Raw genomic sequence first — 20279 nt, forward strand, 5'->3', positions numbered from 1 at the left:
GGACTATTTTGGAGGGATGATAATACATTTATTTCAGTATGCGTATATAATTATTCCGATAGTACTATTGTATTTCATAACGGTAATAACAACTCTGATAAAGCTTTCAAAAAGTGGGATCAGGGAAAACAAGGTGGTTTTTGGCGCTCATTTATTTTTTATCATTTTCATTCTTTCCACAAGTTTTATAGAATCAGATATGTTTAAATCTAAAGTTGTGCTGAGGGGTGTTTTAAAAGATGACCTGTTTCATTACACCTTAACCCTTCGTGAAGATGGATCCTGCGAAAATGAGATACAAGGATTTCTTGGTTTTAAAAAAATATATTATGGTAATTATAAAATGAACGTCAATAGAATTATTTTCAGTAAGAAACCTTACGATAACGACTTTTTACCGGACACTTTATATTTGGATAAGGCAGAAAATGCTATTTTTCTATATAAAAATGCTGAAGAAAAGCAATTGCTCAACCACTTTGAGTTGATTGAAAACAACTAACGTGGCTTCGAAAAATATCAATGCGACGCAAATTAAAACAAAGCATATTAGCATCATATTCCCCGGATCCCGCCAGTCTGCGACTGGTGGCACGAGCTATAACACCGGAGGCTCAGCTAAAACCGGTTTAAGTGCTTAACGCTAACCCCTAAATCTTAATAAAACGTCACTACCTAAACAGCTTTCCCGCTAGTTTGGTCGTTAGGCTGGCATTATAAACGTATTTAATACATTTTTTTCTGGTTTGATTGTCAGTCTTTTAGTATTTTTAATAGTTCATCAATCAAAAATCATAATGAAATCTTTAAAAGCCTTCCTGTTACTTATAGCTGCCGCCCTGCTCAGTACCAGTTGCGGTTTTGATGTAAGCTATCAATCTTCCGCAAAAACCTCCACAAACTCCAGTAAAGCGCTCGAAGAGGTTGGTGACCCGGACCCCGAAGTCCGTATGCGCTCGGTAAGCAAAATGAGCTCCAGCCCGGCATTAACTGAAATCGCCAAAACGGACAAAAATCCTGAAGTACGAAAACTTGCCGTGAGTAAGATCAGTTTCAGTCCGGCACTTACGGATATTGCGAAAACCGATAAAGACCCCGAGGTGCGTAAACTGGCGGTGAGTAAACTGGATTTTGGGCCTGCATTGACCGACATTGCCAAAACGGATAAGGATCCTGAAGTGCGCAAACTGGCGGTGAGTAAGATCAGCTTCAGTCCGGCACTTACGGATATTGCAAAAACGGACAAGAATCCCGAGGTGCGTAAGCTGGCGGTAAGTAAACTGAATTTTGGTCCTGCATTGACCGACATCGCCAAAACGGATAAGGATCCTGAGATACGTAAGTTCGCAGTAAGTAAGATCAGTTTCAGTCCGGCGCTCCTTGATATTGCTAAAACCGATAAAGACCCCGGAGTACGCATTGCAGCACTAGAACGCTTAAGCGACTTAAACTAAGCAGTTATGAACGTTACATGGTTTAAAACGCTTCTTGGCGTAAGCCTGCTGGCACTTATGATGCATTCTTGCAAAATAGAAACCAGTAACGATGCGGCACAAGACTACGCTACCGCAGACTTGTTAGGCACGTGGAATGTTAAAACGACAGCGCATAAGCATCCGGATATCCAATCGGTAAAACTGGTAAACGATTCTGTAGCAGAAGTGGTTATTAAAGACCTTTGGGGGAAGCAGCAGCAGGTTTCCGGAACATGGGAACGCAACGTGAAACAAGCAGTAGGTCCGATGGAGTTCTCGTTCGATTTTAAACTTTCGTATCATTACGATCATCAGTATACCTTAATGGGCAAGATCGAGGAAGCAGACGATACCATGACGATCTCGGTAGGAGATCTGGTACTGGAAAAAAGCTAGAATAAACTTCATCCAACAAGACCGTTACCGGGAACGTGTTTCAGAGTATCACAGGTAACTCCTATCAAACAGCATGACCTATTTTAAATCTTCAGCTTTGAAGTTTTTTGCCCTTCCGGTTATCAACTCTATTTTTTTTAAGCTTATTTACTACTACGATCAATGTCAGCTTTTTACATTGGTGACAATTCCTTAATAAATCTGACCTCCCTGCAGCCATATTGTGCTTAAACACTACTTTCTATAAGCAATAACTTATCCAACTATACAATTCATTAATTTTTCGAACTATCAGAATGGCGTATAATGGCATAAAATGACGTATTCAATTTCTGGCATTGACGTCTTAATAATTCGACTTAAATGATAGATTTGAAAAAAAAACAGATTAAACATATGGAACTTTCTGATCGTCTAAAAAAATTAAGAATAGATAATGGTTTTTCTCAAGAGGAATTGAGCGAAAAATCAGGTTTAGGTTTACGTACAATACAAAGAATAGAAAATGGGGAAAGTAGTCCCAGAGATGACACGTTACGTTTATTAACTAAAACCCTAAACGTACCGAATGACTATTTTAAAGAAGATGAAAATACATATAAAGATGAAAAAATAAGACGTGGTTTTCGAGTTCCTTGGTATATAATAAGTCTCACAATTATTAGTAGTTCATTAGGTGTTATTTTAGGACTTACAATAGTATTATCTATCAAACATTTGTTAAACGATGCAGTCTCTTCAATTTTATTAGTAACAATCGCAGTACTGTTTACTGGAATTGGTCTACTAATTGGAAGTTTACTTGAAAAAAAATACAATAAATAGTAATCCCAAATCATATAAAATGAAGCTATTAAAAATAGTATTTACAACTGTAATTTTTCCTTTACTATTAACCTCATGCGAACAAAAACACAATTTAACTGCCGAGTTGGATGGTCTGAAAAATGATACCATTTTTGTTGAATATGCCACTGTACCCAATTACTTTATAGGTAATAGTCCAAACCGGGATACAATCTATGCTCAAAATGGAAAATTCGTTTATGACATTCCAAGTAAAGAATCCTATTTTGTTGGCTTTTATCCGAAACAAAGTCAATTTACAAGGCTCAGTGGAGAGCCTTTTAGGGCAAATCAAAATTATATAGTAACCTTGATAGAGCCCAATGATAATATACAAGTAAGTGGCAAATTGAATGAATATTATGCCTCATATGATGCTAGAGGTTCGGCTTTTAATGAAGAATATAGTGAGTTGAGAAAAAGCTACATTGAGAAATCATCAAAAGGAGCAGAATTAGAATTAAAAATTGATTCCTTATCTGCAAATAATTCAAGTTCAGAAAAAATAAACAAACTTTTCCAAGAAAGAAATAGTTTTAATAGACTTTCAACTAAAGCAGAACTTAACTATATAGAAAATAATCCAAGGAAAAACATTTCAGCATTCTTTCTAACTAAACAAAATCCAGAAACTTTTGAAAAGTATTATTCAAACTTACCAATAGAAGTGAAAAGTGGAATTTTTAGGGTTGGATTAGATGCTAAAATGGAAAGAATTAAAAAATCCAAAAAAATTGATGAGGCCAGATCAGAAATAGTCGAAGGAGTATCTGCACCAAACTTTAAACTTTTATCTGTAACAGGCGAAAAGGTTGAGCTATTTTCTATAAGGGATAAATATATTGTTCTTGATTTTTGGGGTAGTTGGTGTCCACCTTGTATTAAAGGATTTCCTAAAATGAAAGAATACTATTCAAGATATAAAAATGATGTTGAATTTATTGGAATAGCCTGTAACGATACCGAGAAGAAATGGAAAGAAACAGTTAATAACTTTGATTTAAAGTGGGTTCAATTAATTAATAGCGACGCAGTAGTAGAAAAGGACATCTCTGTTAAATATGGTATTAAAAATTATCCAACTAAAATAATATTGAACAAAAAGAAAATAATAGTTGGAATCTTTATGGGAGAGAGTGAAGAATTTTATGCCGCATTAAATGACCTGTTACAATGAAAAAATACAGCTCTGGCTTCTACTATCTAAAGGTTGCTAATTAACCGATAACCCGTTTCCGTAGTTCTCGCTTTTTTAAATAGCGTAAGGAGAAAAAGACGATAACCGCCAGAGGTAAGGCGATCATCATATAGCGCAACGCCATATCCAGCGTGGTATTGATGGCTCCGGAGGCTGAGATCGCATAACTCCCCATCGAGGTGATGATGTAGAGCAAACCGCCCATGAGTCCGCCTGCGATGCCGGCATTCCCCGGAAAGAAGATCATATTCTGCGTAAAATAGTTGGTAAACAAAAAACCCGAGCAGATGTGAATGAGAAAGGCAAACCCAACGAGCACCATCAGATGGTCCAGATTAAAACCCAACGTGATAAAAATAGCGATGATCACCAACTGAATAAGGGACACCCGCCCGATCTTTTTATGGAAATCCACAGGAGTAAAGCGTTTGCTGAGAATGCCGCCTATCATCCAGGCAAAGCCCAAGATCAAGGTGCAATACCCGATCACGACCGGACTGTATTCAAAATGCTGTTCTACCACAAAAGGCCCGGCGATGTTGAACACCATCACGACCGAATATGCAAAGCCCAAAATAAGAATCCCTAAGATAAAACCGGGGTTTTTAAGCATCGCCAGATACAGCAACGAGGTTTTTCTCAGATTGAATTTCTTGTAGTTGCGTATGGTTTCCCCGCTAAAGATAAACTCACCCACGAGCAAGACGGCTGCATAGAGCGCCAGAAAGTAAAAATTAGACTGCCAGCCCAGACTTTCTTCTAAGAAACCGCCCAGAAAAGGCGCGATGATGGGGCCGCACGACCAGACAATAGTAAAGAAACTCAGGTAGTGTTTACGCGCTTTGTCATCATAGAGATCTACAAAATAGGCGCGTTTAGCCACCACAATAAAGGCTGTAGCGATTCCCTGTACGATACGCAGCAAACTGATCACCAAAACTTCTGAAGTAAACGTTACCGCCAGACTGCTGAGCAGCAAGACCACCAAAGAGATTAACATGGGTTTACGCCGCCCTACGCTATCGGCAACAGGACCTACAAAGAGTTGAGAAAATCCGTAACTGAGAAAAAAACAGGTAAGCGTAAGCTGTATGCTTTGTTCAGAAACGTTGAGGTTGCGCGCCATCGACGGAAAGGACGGCAGGTAAATATCAGTCATAAACCCTGACAGGGGAATGGACATAAAGGTGAGTATCGTCGCTATTTTTTTGCGCTGGAGTGAAGCGTCGCGTAAATGCATAGGGGAGGGTATTGACAATTAGGGGTGCAAAACTACTACATAAAAAAAGAAGAATAGGTGGATGGCTCCGCAAGCTTTGTATTCTTTAGTCCAAGCGGCTTGCATAGTGTTGGCGCTCAGCGCCCGGCTTGCTTGTGGATTTTACCACGAGCCAAAAAGCCCTTTCATTGCTGAAAGGGCTTTTTTCCTTCTTCATAGTTCAGCCTTAATGGCTGTTTGTTTTTAAAAGTTCCGGGAACTTTTCTTTAAATCGGTTGATTCTCGGTATCGAAACCTTTTGGATGTATGGGTTTTCGGGGTGTTGTACCTCGTAGTTCTGGTGATAGCCTTCTGCTTCCCAGAATTTTTCAAAAGGTTTTACCTCCGCAGCAACCGGTTCGCTCAGTTTTTGAGCTAAAGCTGCTTTCTTTTCTTCTATAATGTTCTTTTCAGCATCATTCTGATAAAAGATAATAGAGCGGTATTGCGATCCGTGATCAGGCCCCTGACCGTTCACTTGTGTGGGGTTTTGCGAACCAAAGTACACATCCACCAGCTGACTGAAGCTGATGACTTCAGGATCGTAAATTACTTTTACCGCTTCGGCGTGACCCGTTTTACCGGTGTTGCTGTCTTCGTAAGTCGGGTTTTTGGTATGACCCCCGGCATATCCTGAGATCGCTTCATCAACCCCTTTTACGCTTTCATAAACCGCTTCTACACACCAGAAACATCCGCTGGCAAAATAAGCCGTAGCCCGATCCTGATTTTGGGTAGCTTCAGCATCGCGTTGCTCAGGCTCCGCCATGGCTTCTGATGCAGTGCCGTCTGTATTCAAGGCCAGTTCAGGGGTGGTTGCTACCGCTGCGCTGTCTGTATGTTTAGGAGCATTATCACAGCTCGTAAAGAATAAGCTCAAGGCTATCATTCCCGCTAGTAATGCTGATAAGATGATTCTATTTTTCATAGCACGTTTTACCTATAAACGCAATTCCTCTTGCGTTGGTTTTATAGACGCAAAGTTGCAGCTAAACTTTCTTAAGACCATGCTAATTTTTTCTGCTTTTTGATAAACTATTGATAAAGTACATGAAGAGGCTTTTTCTTTTTTGAATCCGAAGGATTTAGTTTCCTTTTGGTCCGTATAACGACAGCATCCCGTTAAGAATTCCTGAAGCCTTGGAAGGAATTTAGGAATGCTGTTGAGGTTCTTACTAAAGATTCAAAAATCAGTTTGGTACTGGTGTTCTATTAGACTTGAGACGGTAGAAGATAGCTACAAGAATAAAAATATACCTATCCAGAAGGCGTCATTTCTTTTCTGCATCCGACGACCGCAGGGAGAGGAATGCATTACTTGAGGTTAAGTATAAAAGCTCAAACGACGAAGGAGTTTCTCAAGCAAATCGACGACAGGAGATTCACGAGCTCCCGTAAACTAACAATCACGCGAGTAAAGAAAATGAATGAAACATGGTAAAGAAGTAAGCACTACTCAAATCTCTGATAGGAGATCAAACAACACCTCATTAGAAATCTAACTTCTAAGCGTGTTTCTGTTCTTTTGTCTTGATACAAAAGAACCAAAAGATCAAGGCTTACATGAGGTTCTCTAAATTTTATGTTCCCTCCGCTGCATGCGCTTAACTCGGCCGTTGGCCTCAAACAGAAGCGCCTGCTACGCTACACTCCCTGCAAATTTGACGAGAACCTCCTGATAGGCCGTTACTGGCGTTCTATTAGACTTGAGACGGTAGAAGATAGCTACAAGAATAAAAATATACCTATCCAAAAGGCGTCATTTCTTTTCTGCATCCGACGACCGCAGGGAGAGGAATGCATTACTTGAGGTTAAGTATAAAAGCTCAAACGACGAAGGAGTTTCTCAAGCAAATCGACGACAGGAGATTCACGAGCTCCCGTAAACTAACAATCACGCGAGTAAAGAAAATGAACAGAACATGATTAGAACTAGGCATTACTCAAATCTCTGATAGGAGATCAAACAACACCTCATTAGAAGTAAATAATATGAAAACCAAAACTACTTTGCATAAAACCCATCAGGTTTGGCATCTTTGCTCAGAGTCGCATGCTCAAATAAAACGGTGTTCCGCGGTTGGGTAACAGCGCCGTTTTCGGTAGCATACCAACTGATGCTTTTGGGCAATAGCATGCCGTTAACCGGGGTCCATGCTGCATAAGAAATATAACTGATGCGGTCTGATTTTTTGGCAGCGCCAAAAGTAGCCGTATAGCCCAACCAACGCATCTGGTAGGTTTTGGAGTCGTAGTATAAATAATACTCGTCATTAGCAGAAGAACCAATGTTGGCTTCAAAACTTATTTTAATACCGGGATAGCTGGTGTCTGCTACCTGAAGGGCTTCAGTCTCTTCATAAATAATGCCCGGATCTGCCAGTACAAAAGGCATCGCATAAAAGTAGAACATCAGGTTGTGGTAAAACTCCGGATTGCCGGTATACGTAGAATCCGGATCGGAAAGCCAGACTTCCTGACCGTCATAACCCAACGTTGCCGTGCCGATCTCCAACCGGTCTTTTCGGGTATGCAGGTCGATGGTGTGTGTTTCTTTTTGGTCCTCTCCTTTAACAAGCGTATAGCTCAAGGTTTGAAAACTATTCCAGTTTTTCAAGGAGCCGTGGGCATCCAGCACTTGAGCAAAGTTATCGGGATAAACGGTTGCGGTTTCTGTTTCCTCAGGAACAGCGGCTGTCTTCTTCGTTTTAGAATTGCAGGAAACGATACCGATAAACAGCGCTAGAAGAATAATTTTTTTCATAAGAAACGATGGGTTGTAAGTGGTTTTAGTCTGTAGGAGCAGCAAATGCTTACAGGAGGAGGTAGTATTGAGATATTAGACTTGAGATGATAGAACTAGGCATTACTCAAATCTCTGATAGGAGATCAATCAACACCTCATTAGAAATCTAACTTCTAAGCGTGTTTCTGTTCTTTTGTCTTGATACGGCAAAGCATGTCTTTGAGCGAGTTGGTGCGGCTGGAAACCAAAAGATCAAGGCTTACATGAGGTTCTCTAAATTTTATGTTCCTCCGCTGCATGCGCTTAACTCGGCCGTTGGCCTCAAACAGAACCGCCTGCTACGCTACGCTTCCTGCAAATTTGACGAGAACCTCCTGATAGGCCAGTACTGACGTTCTATTAGACTTGAGACGGTAGAAGATAGCTACAAGAATAAAACCATACCTATTCATACCCGAAGAGTTAAACGAATGATTATTTTCAATTAAAGAAAACTACGTTAATGGACTATAAATACTATTCTTTAGCCCTCTTTTCTTCAGTATAGCAAGAAGTCCCCGTTAAGAATTTTCGAAGCCTTGGAGAAAATTTAGGGGACTACTTGTGGTTTTGCCCCTTAGGGCAAAAATACCTAAGAAAAGGCTCTTTTCTTTTGGTTCGTTTTCTTTGGAGAAGCAAAGAAAATGAACAGAACATGATTAGAAGTAAGTCTTACTCAAGTCTCCGTTAGGAGAACAATCAACACCTCATTAGAAATCTAACTTCTAAGCGTGTTTCTGTTCTTTTGCCTTGATGCCAAAGAACCAAAAGATCAAGGCTTACATGAGCTTCTCTAAATTTATTGCTCACTCCGCTGCATGCGCTTAACTCGGCCACGGGCCTCAAACAGAACCGCCTGCTACGCTACGCTTCCTGCAAATTTGACGAGAACCTCCTGATAGGCCGGTACTGGCGTTCTGTTAAACTTGAGATGATAGAAGAAAGCTAAAAGAATAAAGAGAATACCTGTTCATACCGAAGGGTTCAATTTCCTTTTGGTCTGTATAGCAAGAGTATACCGTTAAGAATTCCTGAAGCTATTCTGGACCGAGGGAATTTCGATCTTGTATAAACCTTTGGCTATGAGAATTTTCAATAGAATGATAGAACGGCCTACTTTTTAGATCTGTAGTAAAACAAGCGGGCGCCGCAGCGATGGGCAGTGGAGGATAGCCTAGCGCAGCGGTTTGTTATCCGCAGGCAAAGGCGTTTGCGTAGTTTTCAAAGATGTAAAAATAAGCCTAGATTTTTTTGGTTCGTTTTTTCATCGATGGAAAAAATGAACAAACATAATTAGAACTAGGAATTACTCAAATCTCTGATAGGAGATCAATCAACACCTCATTAGAACTAGGCATTCCTCAATTCGAAAGAACATCAACGTAAATCACACCAAAACATCAAACCCCTTACTGCAACTCCTCTAAATAGTCCCTAAACTCCTTGGTATCATAATCGGCCATACCCAGATGGGTGAGGGCGAGTTTTCCTTCAGCATTGATCACAAGAGTTGTGGGCAGGCTGCCGGTGTTGTACATCTCGGGCAGGTCGTAGGCAATGCGGTAAATGGGAAAGTCAAAGCCTTTTTTAGCTTTAAAAGCCTTAGCTTTTTCAAAATCGGTATCAAAAGAGACCAGTACAAAGTTCACCTCGTCCTTTTTATCGGCATACAGATTCGCAATACCTGGCATTTCAGCGATACAAGGCGGACACCACGTTGCCCAGAAGTTGATGAAATACGGCTTATGCGGCATTGCATCCAGAGAAACCAGTTGGCCCTCTTCATCAAAAAACTGCACATCCAGATCAGCGGGATCTCCCGGTTCAACGGCGGTACTGTTTGCACCTTTTACCCGGGTTTTTCCTTCGGTATCAGGTACTTCCTTAAGTTTAGGGTTCATAATCCCTGTTTTAAGAATGCCGCGTTGCACGGTTGCCATGATAGGTTTGTGTAAGCCTGTGGAATAAACCACAACCAGAACAGCGAAGAGGATTCCGTATTTGAGTAAGCGTTTTTGACGGGTATGCATAGCGCAAAAGTAGCGACTTTGAAGCGCTTTAAAGGTAACATAAGTAACAAAAAACCCTTTCATTGCTGAAAGGGCTCTTGATTGTAGATAAGCTGTTTCTGGTGAATTTTTGAAACTTAGTGAAGGATTAAAATTTCAAAAAAGACTTATCTACCTCAACACACACGAATAATTACGGTCACACCACAGGGTGTTTAGTTTGTTACCGAGAATTTATAGATCGAAACGGTCTCGTATTTTTCATCAGGATTCAGCACAATGCTGGGAAAATCAGGTTGGTTAGGTGCATCAGGAAAATGCTGGGTTTCCAGAGCAAATGCGGTTCTAAAATCATCAGTAGCACCAGACTTAAAGGTATTCTTACCTTCCATAAAGTTCCCGCTATAAAACTGTAAACCGGGTTCTTTGGTGCGGACTTCCATTGTGATTCCACTTGCATCTCCGGTGATCACAGCCGCTTTATGCAGGTCTTCAGAATCGGTTTCATTCAATACATAATTGTGATCATAACCTTTACCAAAAGTCAGTTGCTCATTAGGCGTTTCAATACGCTCGCCAATAGTATGCGGAGTCGTAAAATCAAACGGTGTGCCTGCTACCGAATCCAGTTTTCCAGTAGGGATCAATCCGGCATCAACAGGGGTATACTGTCCGGCATCAATCATCAGGTTATGATCAAGAATGCTTCCGCTGCCCTCCCCATTGAGGTTAAAAAAAGCATGATTCGTAAGATTTACCAGTGTTTTTTGATCGGTTGTAGCCTCATATTCCATCAGGAGTTCGCGGTCTGTGGTCACGCTATAGGTGACCGTTACCGCTACATTACCGGGAAATCCCATTTCCATATCGGGAGAGCGGTAGTTGAGGATCAAGGTTTGCGCGTCTGGCTGGCGTGCATCCCATACTTTGTATTGAAATCCCTGATCTCCCCCGTGTAGTGCGTTATCGCCATTATTGGTAGGTACCTGGTAGTCTTTTCCGTCAAGACGGAATGCTCCATTAGCGATGCGGTTACCCACACGCCCGATGGTAGCTCCAAAGTAGGGTTCGGTGGCATTTGCAAAGTCCTGTACACTGCCCATACCCACGACTACATCGGTCATCTTTCCATTTTTATCAGGAACCCAAAGACCCACGATGCGTCCGCCATAATTGGTAAACGCCACCTCAATATGCTCATTCTTGATCCAGTAAAGAGCTGTCTTTTTACCGGCTATACTGCTCTTAAAAGCCTGCTCGTTAAGGGTCATTTCTTGTGGGGGTTGGTGTTCGTTTTGCTGTGCTGTAGTTTCTTTACAAGAAGAAAAGCTTATGCCTAAAACAAGAAATAGGCATAAGCGGGTGCACAAATTAGCGGTTAGGTTAATGTGCATCATTTAATTTTTTAATGAGATCTACTTCGTCCTGACGATACGGAGTACCATCTTTTCTAAATACATCGTGAAACCATTCTACCGGCTCATCCCCATTAGCTATAGGCGTATTCCAGGCATAGATGGTGTTGGTTTTGCCATTTACGAGTCCCCAATTGATCGCTCCGATCTTGTTTTCAGCAAGCATCGGCAAAGTGTTCGAAAAACGGCTGTCATTGGTGCGCGCCATATATTCGGTACAGATCATCGGGCGGTCGTGTGTTTTTAAAAGTTCGATCACGCGGCGGTGCATAGCTTCATTTTCATAATCGTGATAGGTGATGATATCAGAATGTTGCGCCTGAAAGGTGTTGAGTTCTTTATACCCCCAACTCCATAAACCTACAGAAAGCGGCTGACTCGGGTTGACCTCACGCGCCCATTTAAAAACGTTGGTCAGCAAAGGAAGACTCTCGGTGTTCTTATCGTTATTTCCGGGTTCATTGTATAAATCCCAGAACAAGACGCGCTCATCGTCTTTAAAGGTTTTGATAATATCCTGCACATAGGTTTTAAGTTCCGGGGAGTTTGCCAGCTCCTTAGAAGCCGGGTAGCCGGGATCTTGCATCCATCCACTGTTGTGCGTTCCTGTTTTAGGTTCGCGTTGTTTCCCGATCTTAGGATTGGCATCCCAGACGTCATCAAAGATCACAAAGATGGTTTTGATGTGATGTTTGTCGGCGATGCTCAGGTAATCATCCACCCGATCTTTAAACCCTTCTGTATCGGCCTTATACGCCAGACTGTGTAAATACACCCGCATCGTATTGAACCCAATACCTTCAGCATAACCCAGTTCGCGGTCTATAGTTTCCGGGTCATAGGTGTCTTTTTGCCACATTTCCAGTTGGTTGATTGCAGTACTGGGTATAAAATTGGCGCCGGTGATCCAGTCGTGCTCAGCATACCATGCTTTTGCCTTTTCTTTAGACCATTTGTTAGCGTCTAGATTTGCACCGCTCTGGCTAAAGCCAAAAAAGCCAAGAGCGAGCGCAAAAATTAAGATGGTTTTTTTCATAATAAATAGCGTTAGTGTCCTTTAAATTATTTTGAGGGTATGGGTTGTATCACTGAAGTAGGAAAGGGGGTACCTATATACGGGGTGCCATCCTCCTGCCAGTACAGGCGTTGCATGCGCGGGGAGCGTTTGTTGCCACAGCCTTCTCCGGGATTGGAATTGGCGTGGTATAAGATCCAGTCTTCTTTTCCGTCAGGAGATTTAAAAAATGAATTGTGCCCGGGGGCGTACACGCTGTTTTCTGGAGTTTGTTTAAATAGGGGAGCTTCTTTTTTGCTCCAGGCAGTGGCATCCATAGGATCGTTTCCTGTAAGGCTCAGCAGACCCAGCGCATAGTGATCGGTCCAGCAGCCACTCGCCGAAAACACAATAAACAGGTTCCCGTCGTGCTCTAGAAACTGCGGCCCTTCATTTACGCTTACGTGCGCGGGATTACCGGCAGTACCCAGATCTCCGTTCAATTCCCAGGGGTAGGTAGGCGAACTGATCTTAACCCGTTTTCCTGAAATAGTGAGGGGATCGCTCATCTTTGCGATAAAAATATCCTGCTGCCCGTTCGTATCTCCTTCCCAACCTGACCAAGCCATATAGAGTTGGTCCTTATACATATACACGTTGCCGTCTATAGCCCATTTGTCTGAAGGTGCTGCGAGTTTACCTTTAAATTCCCAGTGATCATTTAAAGGGTCTGCAGTAGTATTCTCCAATACATACATGCGGTGGTTTTCATTAGTGCCGTTATCTGCAGCTACATATACATACCATTTATGGTCTATATAATGAATCTCAGGCGCCCATATATCCTTGCTATACATCGTATTTGCAGGAGGGGTCCAGATGGTTTTAGATACTGCATCCCTAAGGTTTGCAAGATTTTTGGTTTTCCAAAGCACCACACCGTTGCCCGTCGTATGGGTGTAGTAGTAATAGCCATCTACATAAACGCTAAACGGGTCTGCCCCTGAATCTAATAAGGGATTCTGAAAAGTTTGCGCCTGATTGCCCCACGAAAAGAAGAGGGACAGGATCACAATGGTGTGACTGATATAGTGTTTCATAAGTATTAAGTGCAACCGGCAATTAGCCGAAAACGTTATAGTGACGAAATTCAGAAAATACAGATTATTGGGGGGCTTGGCTTGGCTCATTCTTGCAATAGATTGTTTCAAAATGCCTGATTTTTCTAGTAAACGGGCATAATGAGACGATTTGATGAGCTTTGAGATGAAATTTTCTGAAGAAAAAATGGTGAACTGACAAAAGTCATAAAATAGGCTGAAGCGGTCTGGTACTTTTACCGGGTAATTTGATAACCATTAAATTTTTCAGGTATGACCACTTTTTCAAAACTTCAAAACGATTTTACCCATAACATCATTGGGTATTCTGCAATAGGAATTATTCTAAGCACCTGTTTAGGTTCGGTAGCTGTGATGACTACATTGATGCACGGGCATCATATAGTACCCATGTTTTTTGTGATGCTTAGCGTCGTTTTTTGCAGTTTACACAATGCTTCGATCCTTACGGTTCAAAAACCCGGATTGATCTTTAAACTATTAGTCACAAGTACTGTAGTTAATGTGTTGATAATTATTGGAGGATTGATTCTTTGACAGGGGTGAGAGCAACGAAGCTCTTTTAAGGATCAGTTGATTCAATTTTTTTTAACCAGGCTTCCGGAAATCTGAAAACAGATCTCCGGAAGCTATTTTTGATTTTTCGAGTTATGCATATTCCCTTAATAACCAAATACAATGTTCCCGGTCCCCGATACACCAGCTACCCAACGGTACCGTATTGGGACAATGAGAACTTCAGTCTCAAAGACTGGAAAGACACCTTTAAAAAAAGCTTTTCAGCAAGTAATAAAAAAGAAGGGATCAGTCTGTATATACACTTACCCTTTTGTGAATCCATGTGCACCTTTTGCGGATGTACCAAGCGCATTACCAAAAACCACAGCCTCGAAGCCCCGTATATTAAAGCCGTATTGAAAGAACTCACCTTGTACCGGGATTTAGTAGGAGAACGCCCGGTGATACAACAAATACATTTAGGTGGAGGTACTCCTACCTTTTTTTCAGAAGCAAATCTGGCTACGCTCATGACGGGTATTTTTAAAGTAGCGGATAAAGCTGCAGCTTGTGAGATGAGTTTTGAAGGCCATCCCAATAATACCACGCTGGAGCATTTAGAAACGCTGGCTTCGTTTGGTTTTACACGGGTGTGTTATGGGGTACAGGATTATAACGAAACCGTTCAAAAAGCCATCAACCGTATTCAGCCCTTTGCCCACGTGCAGCGCGCAACCGATCAGGCGCGACAAGCGGGCTATACCTCAGTGGGGCATGATATTATTTATGGACTCCCTTTTCAAACCCTGGACTGTGTAAAAAATACTATAGAAAAAACCATACAGTTATTCCCAGATCGCATCGCCTTTTACAGCTATGCACACGTGCCGTGGATTAAAGGCAACGGGCAGCGCGGTTATGATGCCGCCAATTTGCCTACGGCGGAAGAAAAGCGGGAGCAGTATGAGACTGGTAAGCAATTGCTGCTCGAAGCCGGTTATGTGGAGATCGGAATGGATCATTTTGCATTGCCTACTGATGATCTGTATCACGCCCAACAAGAAGAACGCATTCACCGTAATTTTATGGGCTATAATGCTTCTAAAACCCAGGTGATGCTGGGGTTGGGTGTTTCTGCTATCAGTGACAGCTGGTACAGTTTTGCACAAAATGTAAAAGGACTCTCTGAATACTATCACCTGCTTGAAAATAACATACTGCCCATTTTTAGAGGACATATGCTAACCGATGAAGATTTGAAAATCCGTAAGCATATCCTGAATCTGATGTGTCACTTTAAGACAAGCTGGAACGGACCTGCACTGTACTTTGAGGAGTTACCAGAAGTGTTGATCAAGCTGAAAGAACTGGAAGCAGACGGATTGCTGGTTTTTGAAACTAAAGCACTTCGCGTAACTGAAAAAGGAAAGCCTTTTGTACGCAATATCTGTTTGCCTTTTGATTTGCGTTTGCAGCGTAACAAACCGGAAACTAAACTGTTTTCCATGACGGTTTAGAAGATTACCTTTCATTTAATTTTAGTTGGTAAAACCTGTCTTGAATGCTGATTATTTAGTGTTTGAGACAGGTTTTTTTTAACTCGCTGTCGCTTATTGGTTTTGGAGCTCATGAATCTCCTGCCGGAGATTCGCACATTCGAGTTTCTTTAGGATATTCTGTTCATTTTCTTTGCTTCTCCAAAGAAAACGAACCAAAAGAAAAGAGCCCCTCGCTTAGGAATTTTTCGCCTTATGGGCGAAAACCGCCTTGTCAGCTCCGCGTCGCTATCGCTCCTGTCCTTCGGAGCTTCCTGTAGCTATTCTGAACCGAGGTAATTTACAATTCGTTTACCCTTCGGGTATGAATACGTATAATTTTATTCTTGTATCTATAATCTCAAGTCTAATGGAATGCTAGTACCGGCCTATCAGGAGGTTCTCGTTAAATTTGCGGTGAGCGCAGCGTAGCAGGCGGTTCTGTTTGAGGCCAGCGGCCGAGTTAAGCGCATGCAGCGGAGCGAACAAAAAATTTAGAGAAGCTCCTGTCAGCCTAGATTTTTTTGGTTCGTTTTTTCATCGATGGAAAAAATGAACAGAAAGATGAATAGAAGTTAACAGTTCACTCGCATACAAACTGTGGTAAAAAAGAAAATACGACATGTAAACCTCATAGCCTTCAATGACAACTATGCCTCGCCTCCACCTGGGCAACCGTTACTTTTTCGGAGGGGGAAACATAGGGAATACCCAATCCGAGGCCGCGAAGTATAAACAAGCAACCCATTAGGATCACCAGTGCCGGAATGAGTTTGACGATACGTCTTTTGGCTTTGCCTTTTAGAAAATTACCCAGATAAATCGCGGAGGTCATCAGGGGGATGGTGCCTAAACCAAAGAGCAGCATATACAGACTCCCGTTAAATGCGCCGCCGGTACCCAGAGCACCAAACACCGCCATATATACCAGCCCACAGGGAAGCAAACCGTTTAGTAAGCCCAGCGTAAAAAAAGTGCTTTTGCGTTTGTTCTTGAGCTGTTGTCCCAAAGCCGATTTGATTTGGCCCACCAGTTTGTAAGCCGGTTTTGACAGGTTATAGCGGTTAAAGATGCGGGTAGGGATTACCACTGCGCTAATCATCAATACCCCTACGGCAATAGAGAGTTGTTGTTGCAGCCCAAACAGATTGAGGCGTTCACCCACGGCTCCAAACAGAAAACCGATGAGCGCATAGGTGAGTAGCCTCCCGCTGTGGTAGCTGAGTATCTGCAGAAACTTTTTAAACGGATTGCGGTGATCTACCGGCATTAAAAATGCGATAGGCCCACACATCCCCACGCAGTGCAAACTGCCTAAAAGCCCAAAAAGTAATGCCGTTGCGATCATAATCAATAGGTTATTTCATCCTCAAAGCGGTATTTTTTACCAGCGTATTCCCAGGTGATGGTAATGTTCCAGCGACCGCCTACCAGGCGTTTGTCAGGTATGAGCAAATTAGAAGATGACAGGCGTATGGGCATGTCAAAATCAAGTTGCCGGGCAGACGGTCTATACAGGAACACTGTGCCGGTAATGGCTTTAGGATCTAGATTTTGAGGAAATGCAATGAGGTAACCTGCTTCGGTTTTGGTGCCGGTTACCGGTATTTCAAGCTTACTGCTGTTTGCTGAGGCGTCAATGGCCGCCTGCAGATTCATCTCATGCTTGTAATAATCTTCGATGACCAGGTCGTAGCTGTACTTCTGGTCTGTTGACATGGTAATCACAAAGTACATGATAAAGCTCATAAAGCCTACCATCCCAATGACGAGTCCGGTTCCCCAATTGAATTTCATAGTTTCAGTATTTTAAATAATTAATGCTTTCGCCAAAACATATTACATTAGATTGTCAGTCTGAGCCTGTCGAAGACTATTTGGCTCTCAGTGTATTGAGAACTTCGACTCCCGGAATATCGGGGCAGTTAGACACCTTAAGGTTACTTTTGCGACCTCTTCTATTTCGTTAAAAATCGTCCCCGCCAGGATCAGTCATACTTTTTAGCCAGTTCCTCCTGACTCAGGGCTTTTTTCTTTTTTTGCTCCTCCTTGATTAAACGCACTTTGCAGTGTTGATTTTGACCGGGGTTTCCGTTTTTGCAGCCCATGCAGCAATTGTGTTTTTTTGTAGTTTCCATAATCGTATTATTTATAGCTTCTGGGGCCCAAAAAGATGGTGCTGGTGGTCTCTATAAGACGCGCACCACTGTAGACTCCTATTTTTAGTTTTTCCTTTTCGCCTTCAAGCGTGTAGGGATTGATCTCGATAAAAAGCGTGCCTTCAGCAAGTCCCTGGGCCGGTACGTTGAGCATCTCCTGAGAGACCACTCGAATGCTTCCGCTGTGCGAAATCAATTCAAAGTGCACGTCTTCAATCTCCTTTGTGGTTTTATTGATGAGCTTAAAAGTGTACACATTGCTGATGAGGTCATCGGCCTTATGCTCATACAATTGCCCCGGTAAGCGCAGCACATTGGCTTCTACATCATTTCGTAAAAACAGCATTCCGCTCAGCACCCCAATGAGAATAACCAATACGGCGGTATAACCTTTAAGCCGGGGGGTGAATTGAAACTTCGTCTTCTTTTCAATGTGTTCTTCACTGGCATAGCGGATAAGATCTTTAGGCAGATTTACGGCCTCCATCATCTGGTTACAGGCATCGATACAGGCGGTACAGTTCACACATTCCAGCTGGGTGCCGTTGCGGATGTCTATCCCCGTAGGACATACGTGCACACACTGAAAACAGTCAATACAATCGCCTTTTCCGGTAGCTTCACGGTCTTCGTTCTTTTTAAATTTAGCCCTGCCGGCTTCTTTCTCTCCGCGTTTGTAATCGTAGGCTACCACGATAGACTTGGTGTCGAGCAGCACACCCTGCAGCCTGCCGTAGGGACAAACGATGATGCATACCTGCTCGCGAAACCAGGCAAATACAAAATAGAATACCGCCGTAAAAATCAACAGGGAGACCAGGGTGCTGCTGTGATTTGCAGGTCCGTCTACGATATACTGCAGCAAGCGGTCGCTGCCGATGAGATAGGCCAGAAACACGTTGGCAATGAGAAACGAGATCACAAAGAATACCGACCATTTAAGCAGGCGTTTACGGATTTTCTCGGCATTCCACGACATATTGTTGAGGCGAATTTGTTTCCCGCGATCGCCGTCAATCCAGTACTCAATTCTGCGGAAGACCATTTCCATAAAAATGGTCTGGGGGCACACCCACCCGCAAAAGAGGCGACCAAAGGCCACTGTAAACAGTACGATAAATACAACTCCGGTTATCATAATGATGACAAAGAGGTGAAAATCCTGCGGCCAGAATGGAAATCCTAAAATGTTGAAGCGTCGCTCCAGCACGTTGAACATCAGAAACTGATTGCCGTTGATGTGAACAAACGGAGCGGCAATTAAAAAGATCAGCAGGACATAGCTCACCAGTTTGCGGTACTCGTAGAGTTTACCCACCGGTTTTTTGGGATACACCCACGCGCGTTTACCCGACTCGTTGATGGTACCTATACTGTCTCTAAAATGTTCCTGATCCTGAGAAGCCATGGCTTTGTTTTTTAGTTTTCGTCTGTTAGGATGTCGCCGGTTACCGGTTCCGTTTCCAGAATGACTTCAACACCCGTAGAATCTTGTTGTACCTGAGCATCTTCTACCGGGGCATTTTCATCGATATAGATTTCCCCTTCCGGTTCTTTGGCATCTGCAGGGTTGGTACCGTGCAGGCTCAATACATAACTGGCTACCTGCGCAATCTCGCTCGGTTTCAAATCGGTTTTCCAGGAAATCATCCCTTTACCGGCGCGGCCCCCTTCAGAAATGGTGTGAAACACGTTTTTAATACCACCACCCAGAATCCAATAGTCATCGGTCAGGTTTGGGCCTATTCCGCCAGCCCCACCTGCTTTATGACAGGCGATGCAATTGCCGGTGAAAATGGCTTCCCCTGCTTTAATATCTGATGCATCGGTAAGCAGTTCTACCGTATTGGCGTCAACCAAATCCTTGGCGGTTTTCTTATATTCTTCAAGATCGATTTTAGCCTGTGCTACCGCCTGCTCATACTCGTCTATCTGGTTGTAATCTTCAAAGACTTCAAAGCGCAGCAAATAGATCGCAGCAAACAGGATGGTAGCATAAAAGCCGTATACCCACCATGGTGGCAGGCGGTTGTCAAGCTCTTTAATGCCATCATAATTGTGATCGAGCAGGATTTCCCCTTCCTCTTCAACGGGTTTGGCTTTCCAAAGTTTGCCATAAAGGCCTTTGATCCAAACCTTGCGTTGTTCTTTTTTTACAGCGACCTCAGCCTGATACTGTGCCTGTGCTTCAGGTTTCAGGGTTTTAAAAAGAACTGCGCGTAAGCTTTCGATACAAATCTCAAAAGCGATGTACATAAAGACGAGCACCGCATAAATGGCCCAAAGCCAGTTTTGGGTGGTAAATACCGAAGCTTCATCTTCAGGGGTGCCTACGTAATTGAGAAAGAGATAGGCAAACCCTGCAAATAGTAGAATACGTAATAAGGATGCGATACTTCTCATGGCTGGTTTGGTGTTTGAGGATCTTCAAGCGGAAGCGCACTCACTTCCTGTAAATACTTTTTCTTTGCTGTGATTACCCAGGCAAACAGGGCGACAAAAAAGACAAAGAAAATGAGCAGGGAGATGATGGGATAGATGGCTACCCCGTCTATGTTCTCCAGATTTTGTTTGACAAATTTGAGCATGG

The 20279-nt window shown here is 42.7% G+C and carries 20 protein-coding genes; 7 read left to right on the plus strand and 13 right to left on the minus strand.

The window, feature by feature from the left end; genetic code table 11:
- Nucleotides 1-199 precede the first annotated feature (199 nt).
- From DSM03_RS04870 to DSM03_RS04890, 5 genes are all read left to right on the plus strand, one after another.
- Nucleotides 200-502 carry a hypothetical protein gene (locus DSM03_RS04870; RefSeq protein ID WP_128759870.1) on the plus strand — a complete coding sequence of 101 codons (303 nt, stop codon included), beginning with the start codon at nt 200-202 and terminating at the stop codon, nt 500-502.
- Nucleotides 503-746: 244 nt separating this feature from the next.
- A complete protein-coding gene (locus DSM03_RS04875; protein WP_128759871.1) occupies nt 747-1454 on the plus strand; it encodes a HEAT repeat domain-containing protein in 708 nt (235 codons plus the stop codon).
- A 6-nt stretch (nt 1455-1460) separates the two neighbouring features.
- Entirely contained in the window at nt 1461-1871 is a 411-nt protein-coding gene (locus DSM03_RS04880) for a hypothetical protein (protein WP_128759872.1), read from the plus strand.
- Nucleotides 1872-2243: 372 nt separating this feature from the next.
- Nucleotides 2244-2696: a helix-turn-helix domain-containing protein gene (locus DSM03_RS04885; RefSeq protein WP_161568050.1), complete on the plus strand. Its 453-nt coding sequence runs from the start codon at nt 2244-2246 to the stop codon at nt 2694-2696.
- Between the two features lie 19 nt (nt 2697-2715).
- Nucleotides 2716-3894, plus strand: coding sequence for a TlpA family protein disulfide reductase (locus DSM03_RS04890; RefSeq protein ID WP_128759874.1), 1179 nt, complete (start codon nt 2716-2718; stop codon nt 3892-3894).
- A gap of 40 nt (nt 3895-3934) precedes the next feature.
- Here the strand turns inward: DSM03_RS04890 and DSM03_RS04895 are convergent, their stop codons facing one another.
- From DSM03_RS04895 to DSM03_RS04925, 7 genes are all read right to left on the minus strand, one after another.
- A complete protein-coding gene (locus DSM03_RS04895) occupies nt 3935-5155 on the minus strand; it encodes an MFS transporter (RefSeq protein ID WP_128759875.1) in 1221 nt (406 codons plus the stop codon).
- Between the two features lie 205 nt (nt 5156-5360).
- The gene (gene msrA / locus DSM03_RS04900) at nt 5361-5942 is read right to left on the minus strand and encodes a peptide-methionine (S)-S-oxide reductase MsrA (protein ID WP_236638728.1); all 582 of its coding nucleotides are present in this window, start codon (nt 5940-5942) and stop codon (nt 5361-5363) included.
- Between the two features lie 1236 nt (nt 5943-7178).
- Nucleotides 7179-7937, minus strand: coding sequence for a DUF6503 family protein (locus DSM03_RS04905; protein WP_128759876.1), 759 nt, complete (start codon nt 7935-7937; stop codon nt 7179-7181).
- A 1430-nt stretch (nt 7938-9367) separates the two neighbouring features.
- Entirely contained in the window at nt 9368-10051 is a 684-nt protein-coding gene (locus DSM03_RS04910) for a TlpA family protein disulfide reductase (protein WP_201740405.1), read from the minus strand.
- A gap of 131 nt (nt 10052-10182) precedes the next feature.
- A complete protein-coding gene (locus DSM03_RS04915) occupies nt 10183-11364 on the minus strand; it encodes an aldose epimerase family protein (RefSeq protein ID WP_420813113.1) in 1182 nt (393 codons plus the stop codon).
- Nucleotides 11351-12418, minus strand: a complete 1068-nt coding sequence (locus tag DSM03_RS04920) for a glycoside hydrolase family 2 TIM barrel-domain containing protein (protein ID WP_128759878.1) — start codon at nt 12416-12418, stop codon at nt 11351-11353. Before DSM03_RS04920 ends, DSM03_RS04915 begins: the two co-directional genes overlap by 14 nt.
- 26 nt (nt 12419-12444) lie before the next feature.
- Complete coding sequence (locus DSM03_RS04925) at nt 12445-13476, minus strand: glycoside hydrolase family 43 protein (protein ID WP_128759879.1); 1032 nt, start codon at nt 13474-13476, stop codon at nt 12445-12447.
- A 273-nt stretch (nt 13477-13749) separates the two neighbouring features.
- Between DSM03_RS04925 and DSM03_RS04930 the strand changes: the two genes are divergently transcribed.
- On the plus strand, nt 13750-14034 hold the full coding sequence (locus DSM03_RS04930) for a hypothetical protein (RefSeq protein ID WP_128759880.1): 285 nt from the start codon (nt 13750-13752) through the stop codon (nt 14032-14034).
- Between the two features lie 113 nt (nt 14035-14147).
- Nucleotides 14148-15512: an oxygen-independent coproporphyrinogen III oxidase gene (hemN, locus tag DSM03_RS04935; protein WP_128759881.1), complete on the plus strand. Its 1365-nt coding sequence runs from the start codon at nt 14148-14150 to the stop codon at nt 15510-15512.
- 658 nt (nt 15513-16170) lie between these two features.
- Here the strand turns inward: hemN and DSM03_RS04940 are convergent.
- The 6 genes from DSM03_RS04940 to DSM03_RS04960 form a co-directional block, all read right to left on the minus strand.
- Complete coding sequence (locus DSM03_RS04940; protein ID WP_128759882.1) at nt 16171-16878, minus strand: sulfite exporter TauE/SafE family protein; 708 nt, start codon at nt 16876-16878, stop codon at nt 16171-16173.
- 2 nt (nt 16879-16880) lie between these two features.
- A complete protein-coding gene (locus DSM03_RS04945) occupies nt 16881-17327 on the minus strand; it encodes a FixH family protein (RefSeq protein WP_128759883.1) in 447 nt (148 codons plus the stop codon).
- Between the two features lie 191 nt (nt 17328-17518).
- Nucleotides 17519-17668: a hypothetical protein gene (locus DSM03_RS18955; protein WP_161567051.1), complete on the minus strand. Its 150-nt coding sequence runs from the start codon at nt 17666-17668 to the stop codon at nt 17519-17521.
- Between the two features lie 7 nt (nt 17669-17675).
- Entirely contained in the window at nt 17676-19097 is a 1422-nt protein-coding gene (gene ccoG / locus DSM03_RS04950; RefSeq protein WP_128759884.1) for a cytochrome c oxidase accessory protein CcoG, read from the minus strand.
- A gap of 11 nt (nt 19098-19108) precedes the next feature.
- Nucleotides 19109-20092 carry a cbb3-type cytochrome c oxidase N-terminal domain-containing protein gene (locus DSM03_RS04955; protein WP_128759885.1) on the minus strand — a complete coding sequence of 328 codons (984 nt, stop codon included), beginning with the start codon at nt 20090-20092 and terminating at the stop codon, nt 19109-19111.
- Nucleotides 20089-20277, minus strand: a complete 189-nt coding sequence (locus DSM03_RS04960) for a CcoQ/FixQ family Cbb3-type cytochrome c oxidase assembly chaperone (RefSeq protein ID WP_128759886.1) — start codon at nt 20275-20277, stop codon at nt 20089-20091. The genes DSM03_RS04955 and DSM03_RS04960 overlap by 4 nt, the downstream gene beginning before the upstream one ends.
- Nucleotides 20278-20279 lie beyond the last annotated feature (2 nt).

This window comes from Leeuwenhoekiella aestuarii, assembly GCF_004104055.1.
In the GTDB taxonomy this organism is placed as follows: Bacteria; Bacteroidota; Bacteroidia; order Flavobacteriales; family Flavobacteriaceae; genus Leeuwenhoekiella; species Leeuwenhoekiella aestuarii.